General features: G+C 46.6%; 13 protein-coding genes. 5 read left to right on the forward strand and 8 right to left on the reverse strand.

Translation table 11 applies throughout. The features are described 5' to 3' along the window. Window positions 1-108: 108 nt before the first annotated feature. The 7 genes from ACEW9O_RS00110 to ACEW9O_RS00140 form a co-directional block, all read right to left on the reverse strand. On the reverse strand, window positions 109-618 hold the full coding sequence (locus ACEW9O_RS00110) for an alpha/beta hydrolase family protein (RefSeq protein WP_373548072.1): 510 nt from the start codon (window positions 616-618) through the stop codon (window positions 109-111). Between the two features lie 114 nt (window positions 619-732). After that, window positions 733-1323, reverse strand: a complete 591-nt coding sequence (locus ACEW9O_RS00115) for a hypothetical protein (RefSeq protein WP_373548073.1) — start codon at window positions 1321-1323, stop codon at window positions 733-735. A gap of 13 nt (window positions 1324-1336) precedes the next feature. Continuing rightward, the gene (locus ACEW9O_RS00120) at window positions 1337-2620 is read right to left on the reverse strand and encodes a folylpolyglutamate synthase/dihydrofolate synthase family protein (RefSeq protein ID WP_373548074.1); all 1284 of its coding nucleotides are present in this window, start codon (window positions 2618-2620) and stop codon (window positions 1337-1339) included. Between the two features lie 356 nt (window positions 2621-2976). Continuing rightward, window positions 2977-3861, reverse strand: coding sequence for a hypothetical protein (locus ACEW9O_RS00125; protein ID WP_373548075.1), 885 nt, complete (start codon window positions 3859-3861; stop codon window positions 2977-2979). A gap of 105 nt (window positions 3862-3966) precedes the next feature. Beyond that, window positions 3967-4380: an ExbD/TolR family protein gene (locus tag ACEW9O_RS00130; protein ID WP_373548076.1), complete on the reverse strand. Its 414-nt coding sequence runs from the start codon at window positions 4378-4380 to the stop codon at window positions 3967-3969. A gap of 30 nt (window positions 4381-4410) precedes the next feature. Beyond that, the gene (locus ACEW9O_RS00135) at window positions 4411-4809 is read right to left on the reverse strand and encodes an ExbD/TolR family protein (RefSeq protein ID WP_373548077.1); all 399 of its coding nucleotides are present in this window, start codon (window positions 4807-4809) and stop codon (window positions 4411-4413) included. A gap of 24 nt (window positions 4810-4833) precedes the next feature. Continuing rightward, window positions 4834-5532, reverse strand: coding sequence for a MotA/TolQ/ExbB proton channel family protein (locus tag ACEW9O_RS00140; protein WP_373548078.1), 699 nt, complete (start codon window positions 5530-5532; stop codon window positions 4834-4836). Window positions 5533-5901: 369 nt separating this feature from the next. Between ACEW9O_RS00140 and ACEW9O_RS00145 the strand changes: the two genes are divergently transcribed. The 4 genes from ACEW9O_RS00145 to ACEW9O_RS00160 all read left to right on the forward strand — a co-directional run bounded on the left by ACEW9O_RS00145 (window position 5902) and on the right by ACEW9O_RS00160 (window position 11473). Beyond that, window positions 5902-6846, forward strand: coding sequence for an NYN domain-containing protein (locus ACEW9O_RS00145; RefSeq protein ID WP_373548079.1), 945 nt, complete (start codon window positions 5902-5904; stop codon window positions 6844-6846). Window positions 6847-7037: 191 nt separating this feature from the next. Next, entirely contained in the window at window positions 7038-9425 is a 2388-nt protein-coding gene (locus ACEW9O_RS00150; protein ID WP_373548080.1) for a 3-hydroxyacyl-CoA dehydrogenase NAD-binding domain-containing protein, read from the forward strand. Between the two features lie 42 nt (window positions 9426-9467). Further along, entirely contained in the window at window positions 9468-10637 is a 1170-nt protein-coding gene (locus tag ACEW9O_RS00155) for an acetyl-CoA C-acyltransferase (protein ID WP_373548081.1), read from the forward strand. Between the two features lie 131 nt (window positions 10638-10768). Further along, window positions 10769-11473, forward strand: a complete 705-nt coding sequence (locus tag ACEW9O_RS00160) for an NUDIX domain-containing protein (RefSeq protein WP_373548082.1) — start codon at window positions 10769-10771, stop codon at window positions 11471-11473. A gap of 11 nt (window positions 11474-11484) precedes the next feature. Here ACEW9O_RS00160 and ACEW9O_RS00165 read toward each other — a convergent pair whose 3' ends face one another. Next, window positions 11485-12693 carry a heparan-alpha-glucosaminide N-acetyltransferase domain-containing protein gene (locus ACEW9O_RS00165; RefSeq protein ID WP_373548083.1) on the reverse strand — a complete coding sequence of 403 codons (1209 nt, stop codon included), beginning with the start codon at window positions 12691-12693 and terminating at the stop codon, window positions 11485-11487. Window positions 12694-12929: 236 nt separating this feature from the next. Between ACEW9O_RS00165 and purE the strand changes: the two genes are divergently transcribed. Continuing rightward, window positions 12930-13445 carry a 5-(carboxyamino)imidazole ribonucleotide mutase gene (gene purE / locus ACEW9O_RS00170; protein WP_373548084.1) on the forward strand — a complete coding sequence of 172 codons (516 nt, stop codon included), beginning with the start codon at window positions 12930-12932 and terminating at the stop codon, window positions 13443-13445. Window positions 13446-13503 lie beyond the last annotated feature (58 nt).

Below are 13503 nucleotides of genomic sequence, written 5' to 3' on the forward strand. Positions count from 1 at the left end.
GTTGAACGAAATCGGGATCGTTTGCGTTTTGATCCTGATCACAAGATTGCTAATGTTTTTTGTTTGTTTATAGTTTATGTGGGTGCTCTCCTTAAAGGGGCACCTTTTTTATTTTATACTAAAAATATTTTGGAACCATTCACAGGCCGCGTTCTGCATAGATTGATCAAATTTGTGCGGCCCCTGGTAAAATTGTCCTTGATACGCCTTGGCTTTCCCAACAGACATATAGTGGTTTTGAATCCGTTCGTGCGCACTTTCCATACCTGCTTTTGTAAACAGGGCATCAGCAGTATTGTACTGTACCAACAAGGGCAAAGGCGCTCTACAGGCCGCTACATCGGCATAATCGGCAATCCGCGATAAGCCAGTCGGGAAACAAAGCCAAGTGCCATTGTGCCCAGCATCCAGCATGCCCCGATAAGTCGACATCATTGAAACGATGGCGGCAGCTTTTACCAGGGGACAAGTTGCAAACAAAAAAGCGGAACGAGTACCTCCTCCTGAAAAACCAATACAGCCAATGCGGCTGGAGTCCACATCATTGCGACTGGCGAGATACTGCGTTGCTACTCGATCTTCATAAGCAATGACTCCGGCCAAATTGATGTCCAGCATTCGACAATATTTCTCAATCAAATCTTCATGGTCTGTTGAAATGGTATTGTATTCTTCTATTGCGCCTGTACCATAGCCAAGCGCCTTATTTAAAGCAATGCCCTCTTTTACAATTTATTCCGGGATGTCATCGAGGGGGAACTTGCGACTGCCCCACAAAAACACATCGTGAATTAAGACCAGAAACCCTTTTTTAGCCAAATAATTGGCCATCGCGATACCTCCATAATAGTTTTTACGGTGGCCAATCAATGCATCAGGTACATCTCCAAAAGCATCGGCTATTTTTTCCTTGCCAAAAAATTTATAGCCCCCATGATCGTGCAGCGCCAAAATAGCTGGAAGTTTTGTTGAAACACCCAGCGGTTTGAGTACCCAGGCGTGGGTGCGAGGGCCATAACCAACTGACCAGGAAATTTCTTCCATGGCGATACTGTCCGCTTCCCACTTCCGCTCCACGATTACTTTGATCGGAATTTCGCTGACTGGCGAAAAGTCCAACACATTTTTAATGATCAATTGAGTATTGCTCCCTGGGGCCGCTTTAGGCCAGAGGGCTTGACCGAGCAGACTTCGATTCACCAAGTCATTGTAGATGCCCAAACCTGAATGAGCTGGGATTGAGTCATTAAATAAATCAGAATTGGCAATACAATAAGTACAAGCTATTGCCAACAGGTAAGTGGTAACGAGCAACTTTTTCATTCGATTTAATGCGCTAAATGATCTCTGCTAGAACAAATATACTTCCTCCTACATAAATGACATCTTTTGCAAGTGCCTTTCTTTTAGCAGCTTTTAGCGCATTTTTTACGGAACTATACGTTTTGCCTATCCGGCCATATTCCGCTGCGGTTTTTTGCAAAACATCGGCTTCCAGGCCCCGGGGGATATCGGGTTTGGCAAAATAATAAACGCCATCTGGCGGCAAGAGTGGCAACATTTTTGCCAAGTCTTTATCTTTCACTACGCCGATAACCAGGTGCAATTGGTCATGTGGAATTTTTGCCAATTGCTGCATGGCCAGTTGGATGCCCGCTTCGTTGTGGGCGCTATCGGCAATAATCGTCGGATTTTGACCCAACAATTGCCAGCGGCCCATAAAGCGGGTCAAGGTGACCAGGTCTTTTAACCCGGTAGCAATCGCCTGATCATCCATTTCCCAGGCTTTTGGTAGACTGGCTACTGCCTGCAAAACCGTTTGAACATTCAAAATCTGGTAATTACCGTGCAAATTAGCCGCCAAATCAGGATACACGACTACCCCATCTTTATATACTTCAAAATAACTATGGCTTACATTTTCAGCCAATAACTTTGCCTGAATCTGTTGGTCGGCAAAGGTGATCGGAGCGTTTTTTTCTTTGGCCGTAGCCATAAATACCGGAGCACTTTCGGGATTCGTCTCACCAATCACCACTGGCACGCCAGGTTTGATGATGCCCGCTTTTTCCGCAGCAATTTCAGGCAAGGTATCTCCCAGGAACTGCATGTGGTCAAAACTGATGTTGGTGATCACGCTCAGCACTGGAGTAATCACGTTGGTGCTGTCCAATCTGCCACCCAAACCCACCTCAATGACCGCTACATCCACTTTGCGCTGGGCAAAATAATCAAAGGTCATCGCCACCGTGAGTTCAAAAAAGGAGGGTTGCACTTCGGCGATGATGGGTTTCATTTTTTCCACAAAATCGATCACGTACTGGCGGGAAATGTATTGGCCATTGATCTTGATGCGCTCCCGAAAATCGCGGTAATGCGGGGATACGTACAACCCAGTTTTGAATCCTTTGGCTTGTAAAATGGCACTCAACATATGGGAGGTAGAGCCCTTGCCATTGGTGCCGCCGACGTGGATGGATTGGAATTTTTGTTGTGGATTGCCCAGGTGTTCCAATAGGGCGTAGGTATTGCCCAAGTCTTTTTTATAAGCTGCTGCTCCAATGCGATGGAACATGGGCAATTGGGCGTAGAGGAAATCGAGGATTTGTTGGTAGGACATGAGAAAGTTCGGAAGAGCTAGATATGACTCCTTAACCATTAAATTAAAGATTTCACCTAGCATCGTGCTAAGCCTAAGACCCCCCTGACCCACAGGACCACCGATGAGTTCTGGATTGAGCAACGCGAGCCCCGCTAGGGGCGTGATATGGGTAGCAAAACGGCCCAGATGTTTCTCAGAGTCCCGTAGGGACGCAATGTGGGTATCATGCCAAATACCCACATCACGTCCCTACGGGACTTTGGAAACTCCGGAAATCACTATTCGCTACCCATATTGCGCCCCTAGCGGGGCTTCCGTTGCTCAATCCAGAATCAATCGACCCTGCATTCTGGGCTCGGAGTTCTTAGACTACACTATTGTACTTTAAATCGATAAGTCACCGTACCACACTGCTTGTCTACATCGCCAGAAGAGAATTTCCACTTTTTGGCATTGTTTACAGCGAGGTTGACCAGCGTACTATTGGAAGTAGTAGAACCTTTTTGGGTGAAATCAGCAGAGACAACTGAGCCATTCGCGTCCACACAAACCGCAATCACTACCGTCCCCTCTAAAGAAGAATTATCCGTAATGCGGGGGGCTGACAATACGTTCCGATTGCCCAAACTTCCACCTACTGAGCCGGTACCCGTGGTGATTCCTTCCAGGTTTTTGGCGTTGGGATCACCATTGGGATCGCCCTGATTGCCTGGTTTACCCGTGTTTCCTTTGCCCGAGCCTTTGCCGCCACCACCAAACAAGCCTCCAATTTGATCTTTGGTTGCTTTGGCTTCAGCTTCTTTGCGTTGGCGTTCATCTTCAGCGCGTTGGCGCGCTTCGGCTTGTTCGCGGGACACCCGATCGGCTTCCGCTCTATCCCGGCGTTCTTTCTCCTGTCGTTCCCGAATGGCCACGGCATTGGGATCTTCAGTAGTTACTACCGGTTTGTCTTTTACCACTGGTGTGGTGGTTGGTTTAGTAACTGGTTTCGTCTCCTTGATTTCGGGTTGAGGTTTTTCCGGCTGCGGCTTCTCGGGCGCAGGCGTAGGGGCCAAAGGTCCAGGGGTATTTTCCTCACCTTGCCCTTGATCCGGCAAACCTAAATTGACCAGGATACCTTCCGGTGGCGGAGGTGGATCGGGAAAATGGAAAAACTTCAATATCATCAGAATGAGAATGATCCCCGTCACCGTTGAACTAACGATGTAGGCACTTCTTTTTCTTTTTTGTTCATCTGGGCTCAATGCAAATGTTGCCATAGCCTTTTATTTTTGATACAACTAAGTAGATGGGCAAAAATAAGTGCGAGCACTTATTTTTTTATCGCCCTTAATGGATGCATTCACGTTTGAAAATGCACAAGCCTATCGGTCAAATTTAAATTCGCCCGGCGTATTGACCTGTTTTTTGCCTTCTGAAGCCAGAATGGCATTGAGGTCCAAACGCAAAGCCATATCCATAATGGTCACCACATGCTCTACTGGAGTACCGGGATCAGGAGCGATTACAAAGCTGAAGGTATGCGGGTCATTCCCAGCTCGGGTTCGGAATTCATCCTCCAGCAACAACAAGGACGTGGCGCGACCATTGAGGTAAAAATTACCATCGGTTTGGATGCGTACTTCATCCGTGTTGGAAGTCGTATTAGAAGGTATCGACGAATTGCCAGGAAGCTGCAGATTGAGTGCATTGGGTGAAACGACCCCCGAAGTCAACATAAAAAAGATCAACAACAGAAAGATGATGTCCGTCAGTGACGAAACATTAAATTCTGACATTGGCTTGGTGCGTTTTTTCATTCCCATTTCCTAACTCTTTGGCTGTGTGGCTAAAATGGATTTCAATTTGAGCTTTCCAGCAATTTTCATCACCTCAATCACTTCTTCAAAAGGAGTACCTTTTTCGGCAACAATGGTAACCGTAAAGTCCTTATTTTCATTCGACTTGATGAACGCCTCTTTCACCAGCCATTCAATCTCCTGAAATTGAACGGGAGTTGCATCACGAAAAAACTCACTGTTTTTGTTGATGGCAATGACGATTGAGGTTGGTGCAACCGTTTTTGAATCCGATTCTGGCAATTCAAAAGGCTTAACCTGTACAAAGTTAGCCGTAAGCATAAAAAAAATCAACAACAAGAAGATGATGTCGGTCAAAGATGCGACACTGAATTCTGCTGATGGTTTCCGACGACGATTAAGCGGCATGGAACAAGTTTTAGTTGCCAGAAATTATGCAGTAGGCTCCTGCAAGAAGTCCATAAAATCAAGTGTGGATTGCTCCATCTGGTAAACGACTTTATCAACATTGGCGACCAAAAGGTTGTAACCAATCAATGCAAAAATACCTACCCCCAAACCAAATGCCGTAGTCAACAAAGCCTGGTAAATACCACCTGCCAACAAAGAAGGGGTAATGGTTTCTGCGGTAGACATTTGATAGAAGGCCAAAATCATACCTGTAACCGTACCCAAAAAGCCAAGCATTGGCGCAGCTCCGGAAATACTGGCCAGGTTTGCAAGGTTTTTTTCCAGCTTAAAAATTTCAAGGTTGCCTACGTTTTCAATGGCCGCATCAATATCGCGCAAGGGTTTCCCGATGCGCTGCAAACCTTTCTCCACCATACGGGACACCGGAGTATCGGTGCTATTACAAAGTGCTCTTGCGGCAGCAATGTTGCCCGATTGTACACTCATCCGGATGTTGTTCATAAAATTCTGATCAATACGCCCTGCTTTTTTGATCGCGAGATAACGCTCAACAAAAATATAAACAGCAAGAAACATCAAAATCAATTGAATCAAAACGATCATGATACCAAAGGTACCACTGTTCAAAATGATATCGAGCATACTTTGAGAACCTACCTTGGCCGTAGAAAGTGAATCAGCAGCAACAGTGGATTGTAATAGCAAAATTTTGAAAAACATTGGAACGTGCTTTTTGGTGTTATGCCTTATGGACTTTGCTTTCAAACGCAGGTCATTTCGGGCTAAGTATTTTCCGGACGCTCAAATTTAACAATTTAAGATTTCCTTAATCCAAAACTTAAAGGAATTTGTTTTTGTTTGTAAAAAAAAGAAGTGCGCCGTTGAGAATTTTTTTTTGTTTTTTGCTAAAAAATACGATCTTGCGCATCCAAAATAAGTACAACACAAACCTCTAATTAAGATTTTTTTAACACTGAAAGTATTACTGCCTCATTCCCAGGCCCGTTAAATCAGATTAAGTTTCCCAATGCCACGAAATCCAGTAATGAACCTAATACGAAATATTTTTTTTGAAAACAGATAAGATAGATGACAAACTTTCCAAATTCAAAAGCCGGTCTTATTCGCATCGGCGTGTTTTATGATGGCCATTATTTTCTGCAGGTAAGCAACTACTACAATTATGTACACGAACGCCGTAGCCGGATCAGCATTCGTGGTTTGCATGATTTTGTACGCAAACAAGTGGCCATTGAAGAAGACGAAGAGTTTCACCGCTGCCAAATCATTGACGCCCATTATTTCCGTGGCCGCCTAAGTGCCAGCGAAGCTAGTCAACGGGGGAATTTATTGTACTTTGAACGCGCCTTCGACGACATTCTGATGAGTGAAGGTGTATCCGTACACTACCTTCCCGTACGTAACTTTCATGGGCGTTGGCAAGAAAAGGGCATCGATGTATGGCTTGCCCTGGAAGCCTTTGAAATGACCTTTTACAAACGTTTCGACGTTGTGGTCATTTTGGCTGCCGATGGCGATTATGCTCCACTGGTGCGCAAATTGCACTCATTGGGTAGCCGGGTGATGTTGCTGCACTGGAACTTTGAGTACACCGATGAAGAAGGCAATCGCTTCAGTACCCGTACTTCCAATGATTTGGTGACCAGCTGCGCATATCCAATCGCGATGCATGAGATCATCGACGATTTTTCACCAAAAAGTGAAGCAATAGTAAGCAGCTTGTTTGTTCCAAAAACTGAGGCAAAAGTTTCGCACAAACAAGTCACCAATTGGCAACCTAGTGGAGATGGAACAGCTTCTACAGAAGACGAATTCCATCAAAGTACCATTCTTTCGCTCAAAGAAGGGTATGGATTCATCAAGTATCCACCAAACAACGTCTTTTTCCACTTTAGCAGCTTAATCGATTACGATTTCAACGAACTAGAGATCGGCGACAGCGTATCCTTCTCCCTTGAACCCAAGGAAGATGGGCGCATGATGGCAAAAGAAGTCTTTGTGGTTGAGCAATAACTACCAAGAATCTGTAAAATAAAAAGGCCAATTTTCAGGAGTAATCTTCCTGGATTTTGGCCTTTTTTATTTTAAAAAAATTCTCCACTTTCCCTTTTCCCTTCCAAGTTAATTCCTAAATTTGCACAATTAGCGAAAATTCGCTAAAATCAACAACGTCAATTTCAACCAATCATAACGCCGCTTTTATTATGAAAAGAATCAGAAAAGCTGCGGTATTGGGTTCGGGAGTAATGGGTGCTGGTATTGCCTGCCATTTGGCCAACATTGGTTTGGAAGTACTCATGCTCGACATTGTCCCTTTTGACCTCAAAGACGAGGACAAAAACAACCCTGCCGCCCGCAATCGCATCGTCAATCAAGCCCTGGATAATGCCCTCAAATCCAAGCCTGCAGCGCTGTTTGACAAGAGCTTTGCCAGTCGGGTCAAAACCGGCAACTTTGATGATGACATGCCCAAAATTGTGGATTGTGATTGGATCATCGAGGTGGTTGTCGAAAATTTGGACATCAAAAAGAAAGTCTTTGACAAAGTAGACCAATACCGCAAAGCCGGGTCTTACGTTACTTCCAATACTTCCGGTATTCCCATCCATTTGATGCTGGATGGCCGAAGTGAAGATTTCCAGCAGCATTTCTGCGGCACCCACTTTTTCAATCCACCGCGGTACCTGCGCTTGTTTGAGGTCATTCCAACCCCCAAAACCAAGCCGGAAATGGTGGATTTCTTCATGCAATACGGGGATATCCATTTGGGTAAACAAACCGTATTGTGCAAAGACACGCCCGCTTTTATCGGCAACCGCGTAGGGGTTTATGCCATGGCTAAAATCTACCAGTTGACCACCGAATTGGGCCTGCGCATCGAAGATGTGGATGTGCTGACTGGTCCTTCCCTGGGCCGCCCCAAAACCGGCACCTTCCGCTTGGGTGATTTGGTTGGGCACGATACCGCCGCCAATGTCATCAAAGGCATCAAGGCCAATTGCCCCGATGACGAACAAGCTGGAGCTTTTACCGTACCTGATTACTTGCAGTTTCTGCTGGATAATAAGTTTTTGGGCAACAAAACCGGACAAGGTTTTTACAAAAAAACGGCGGAAAAGGATGAAAAGGGTCGTCCAGTCATTCTGGCGCTCAACCTCAGCACCCTGGCTTACGAGCCTTCCGCCAAATCCGATCTGGCCAGTCTCAAATTGAGCAAAAACATCGACGATTTACCCAAGCGCATTTGTGCCTTGTACGACGCTCCCGATGCCGGTGGACAGCTGGTGCAAAAGTCGCTCAATGGCCTTTTTGCCTATTCTTCCAATCGGATTCCAGAAATCACCGAGCAGCTATACAGCATCGACGATGCCATGAAAGCTGGCTACGGCTGGGAATACGGTCCTTTTGAATATTGGGACCTAATCGGTTTGGAAAAAGGCATCCAGAGTGCCGAAGCCCAAGGTGAAAAAATTGCCGCCTGGGTCAAAGAAATGCTGGCTGCCGGGCATACCCGCTTCTACAAACGGGAAGCTGGGCAACGCCTTTGCTACGACCCGGCTAAAAAAGCTTATGCCAGCATCCCCGGTCGCGAATCACTGATCGTTCTGGACAACTACCTAGATCAGTCCCCTGTTTTCAAAAACAACGAAGTGATTCTCCACGATATCGGCGATGGAGTACTTTGCCTGGAATTCACCAGCCCGCACAACTCTATCGGCGAAGGCGTATTGCGCGGCATCAACGAAGCCATTCAGATTGCTGAAAATGGAGATTGGAATGGCCTGGTCATTGGCAACAATGGGACCAATTTCAGTGTGGGTGCCAACATCTTCATGATTGCCCAACTGGCCTACCAGGGCGAGTTTGAGGAACTGAATATGGCGGTCAACATTTTCCAACAAACGACTTTGCGGGCGCGCTATTCCAGCATTCCGGTGGTGGTGGCTACCCAAGGCTACGTATTTGGCGGAGGATGTGAGTTGTTGATGCACGCCGATGCCGCTACGGTTTCGGCAGAGTCTTATATCGGTTTGGTTGAAGTAGGGATTGGCGTCATCCCTGGCGGTGGCGGCACCAAAGAATTTGCGGTACGCGCTTCGGATGACTTCAAAGAAGGGGAAGTATTGATCCCAACCTTGGTCGATCGTTTCAAAACCATCGCTACTGCTGGGGTAAGTACCTCCGCTTCCGAGGCTTTCAACTACCGCTATCTTTTGCCTGAGCGCGACGAGATCGTGATGAACAAAGACCGCGCCATCGCACAAGCCAAGAAAAAGGTTCTGGAACTCGCGCCCAACTATACCCAGCCCTTGCCCAAAAAGGTAACCGTGCTGGGTCAAACTGGCCTGGCCGCCCTCTACGTGGCTGCCAACGAGCTAAAACTGGGCCGCTACGCCTCCGAACACGACATCAAGATTGCCAAAAAAATTGCCTGGGTACTCTGCGGCGGCGACCTCACTGGCACCCAAGTGGTTTCGGAACAATACTTACTGGATTTGGAACGGGAAGCTTTCCTCAGCCTCTGCGGCGAGCAAAAAACGCTGGAACGCATCCAATACATGTTGCAGAACAACAAACCGCTGCGCAACTAGCGATCAGCCGTTAGCAAACAGCTGATCGCAAAAAAAAATATAATGGAAGCATACATCATCAAAGCATATCGCTCCGCCGTTGGCAGATCCAAACGCGGCGGCTTCAGAAACTACCGCTCCGATGACCTGGCGGTAGACATCATCAAACACCTGATGGCGCAAGTACCTGAACTTGACCCCCGCTTGGTCGACGACGTATTCGTCGGTTGCGCCAACCCCGAAGGTGAACAAGGTTTTCAAATTGGCCGCCAAATTTCGCTGCGGGCGCTGGGGCAGGAAGTGCCTGGTGTGACGGTCAACCGCTATTGTGCCTCTGGCCTGGAAACCATCTCGATGGCCGTTTCCAAAATCCGTGCAGGGATGGGGCATATTTATGTTGCTGGCGGAACAGAAAGCATGAGCATGATCCCGATGACCGGGTACAAATTGGCTCCAGCTTACTCCGTCGCCAGCACTACTCCCAATTATTTGACCAGTATGGGGCATACCGCCGAAGCAGTCGCCCGTAAATACGGCATCAGCCGCGAACAAGCCGACGAATTCTCCTTGCGTTCACACCAATTGGCTGCTCAAGCCATTGATGCAGGCAAATTCAGGGATGAAATTGTCCCGGTAAAGGTCAAAGAGGTGTTTGTTCAAAATGACAAGCGGGTTGAAAAAGAATTCACCATAGCCGTGGACGAAGGCGTACGCCGTGAAACTTCCCTAGCTGGTTTAGCAGCGCTTAAACCCGCTTTTGCCAATGGAGGCGTAGTTACAGCCGGAAATTCATCTCAAACCTCCGATGGAGCAGCCTTTGTGCTGGTGGTGAGTGAAGAAATGGTTAAACAATTGGGTTTAACCCCGATTGCGCGCATGATGGCCTGTTCCGTTGGTGGAGTAGACCCTATGTACATGGGTATCGGGCCTTGTGCGGCTATTCCTAAAGCGGTAAAACAAGCGGGCATTTCGCTGAATGACATCGATTTGATTGAGCTCAATGAAGCCTTTGGCGCACAAGCACTAGCGGTGATTCAAGAGGCTGGATTGGACAAGGATAAAGTCAACGTCAATGGTGGCGCCATTGCGCTGGGGCATCCCCTGGGATGTACCGGGGCAAAATTGTCTACGCAGTTGTTCAATGAATTGCGCCGCCAGAATAAAAAATACGGCATGGTCACCGCCTGTGTAGGTGGTGGTCAAGGCATTGCAGGTATATACGAATTGATGTAAGCGCTTGTTTAATTTTGTTTCGACTTCGCTCAGCACCTGTTTTTGTATGTACTCATGTCCAACTTGCAGGTTTAATAACTGTATGTTGGACATTTTTTTTAACTTACCCCCTGTAAAATCATGATACTTCAATGACCAAGGTACCTTTCACCTACACTGCAGATTCTTTTAAGGTAGCTATTGACTGCATTGTTTTTGGGTTTGACAAGCAAGAACTTAAACTTTTGCTGGTTCACCGCAATATGGAACCGGCCAAAGGCCAATGGTCTTTGATGGGTGGTTTTTTGAGTCAGGAAGAAAGTCTGAACGACGGTGCCAAACGTATTTTGTATCAATTGACTGGTTTGGAAGACGTCTACCTAGAACAAGTTTATTTATTCGGCGACATCAATCGCGACCCGGTTGAACGGGTTATTTCAATTTGCTATTACGCCTTGATCAAACTGGAAGATTACGATGAAGAGCTGGGGCAAAACCACGATGCGCACTGGTTTCCGATTAAAGCCCGGCCCGAACTCATTTTTGACCACGAACAAATGGTGGACGCTGCACTTTACCGCCTGCGTAGAAGAGCTGGATATCAACCGATTGGATTTGAATTGTTGCCGGAGAAGTTTACCATGAAACAGCTGCTGGATTTATACATTGCTATTTTCGACCGCTACGATAAGCCATTTGATGAAGGAAATTTTAGTAAAAAAATACTGTCGCTCGGCATTTTAAACAAAACCAACGAAAAGCTGCGCGGCAATTCCAAAAAAGGCTCTTTCCTCTATTCTTTTGACCAGGCCGGTTATGAAAGTGTAAAGGAAAAAGGCTTTAGGATCATTGGCTAGCGCACAGGTGGCTATCTTACTTTTTTGGCAGATATGCTGGTCGAACTGCCCCGTTTATCCAGATAAAAGCGCCGCAGTTTGAGGCGTAAAAAGCGATAGTATAAGCTGGTATAGTGAGGAAGGAGGTGATACAAGAAGTAACGAATCTCCTCAATGCGGTAAATCAAATAAGCAAAAAAGGTCAGGAACAACACCGCGCCAATGGCCGCGCCCCAAGGTGTCCAGGTATGGCTCCCCAAAGAACGCACCCCTATCCCAAACCAGGTGCCGTACAACAACACGTAATGTACACTGTAGATCACCAAAGTCTCGCCACCAATTTTCATGACCAAGGGCGGGATGTTTTTAAAAATTTTAGTGATCCAGATAAAAATGGAAAAGACGATGAATACGTGCCCAAGCCGCCAAAAGGAGGCATTGTTGTAAGTAGCCAATCGGAAATGGTCAATGGTGGTCAAGTGGTGTAGGCCATTCAGGATGTCATTCACCGAATAATGAATCCAAATTCCCAGGCTTATGAACAACAAAGGTGCCCACTGGGTATGGTAAAAACTAGGCCAGCGATTCATGTGCCAACCTACCACCCCCCCAAAGAGAGAAAAACCAATCCAAGGAAAAAGGGTAAAAGTAGAGCCGTGATCTTTGATGAAGTAGTTTTGCAAAACAATGGGCAAAGCCGACCAATCGTGGGTTTTGACATCAGGTGAAATCAAAAAAGCCGTCAATGCCAGTACAAAATACATCAGTGGCAAAGGAATGCGGGTGTACTGATACACTATAAACACCGCGATGACCGTAAAAATAGCCAGGCCTATGATGTGAAACACATCCACAAAAAAGAAGGAAGGAAAAAACTTCAAGCTAAAGACGTAAAGGAAATTCCACTTCAGGATGTAGCCCAAAAAGAGCAACAACAACACCCGCCGCAATCCCTTCTGAATACGCACATTCAGGTACCAGGGGCCCGAATCGCGCAGCATCAGAAAGACAAAAATCGCTCCACTCACAAAGAAAAAGATCGGTGCCGTGAGCCCCCGCATAAAATGCCAGGTCCAATAAATGGGATTGGTCAGATCGCGGTAGCGGTCATCGAGCATGGTGTCCACAAAGTGGCCTTGCAACATCATCATGATGGCAAAAGCCCTCAATACATCCAGGAAAACAATCCGCTTTTTGGGTGTTGCAGCAAATACAGGAAGAGATGGAGAAACGGTGCTCAATGCTTTGGTGTTGTTTTTGTCAAAGATTTCGGGGTTAGAGTTTATTTTAGCTCATTTTCGCTTGCGAACCAGAAGTCAAAACAAACTCTTAGACGCATTTGTGGTTGAAAAGTAATGGTCTAAATTCGAAAACTTGCGCAAAATTAGGTAAAAAATATACTTTCGTGCAAGAGTATTGGAACCACTATTTCCAATTTTAACGTTTAACTCTGTAACTCAAACAATTCAACAAAAATATGGTTGGCATCATCATGGGATCGGATTCAGACCTACCGATCATGCGGCAAGCCGCCGATATCCTCAAATACTTCGACATCCCTTGTGAAGTGACTATCGTTTCGGCGCACCGCACCCCCGAACGTTTGTTTCATTACGCCAAAAACGCGCACGAGCGCGGCTTGAAGGTCATCATAGCTGGCGCAGGTGGTGCAGCGCATTTGCCGGGGATGGTGGCTTCGCTATCGCCCCTGCCCGTGATTGGGGTGCCCATCAAATCTTCCAATTCAATCGATGGCTGGGATTCGGTTTTATCTATCCTACAAATGCCCAATGGGGTGCCTGTCGCAACCGTGGCGCTAAACGCGGCTAAAAATGCAGGCATTCTGGCGGCGCAGATCATTGGAGCGCATCATTCCATTGTGCTGGATAAAGTAGTGAAATACAAGCAGGAGCTGGAGGAAGAAGTCGCTGTAAAGTACCGCAAACTAGAGGCGGAAGGATACGACGAGTATGAGCGGGCAAGTAAAAAATAAATGACAAAAAGGTTTAGGTAGGTTGAGATGGTTTAGAAGGTTTAGGCTACCGCAGCGG

This window comes from Haliscomenobacter sp., assembly GCF_041740695.1.
Lineage (GTDB): Bacteria > Bacteroidota > Bacteroidia > Chitinophagales > Saprospiraceae > Haliscomenobacter.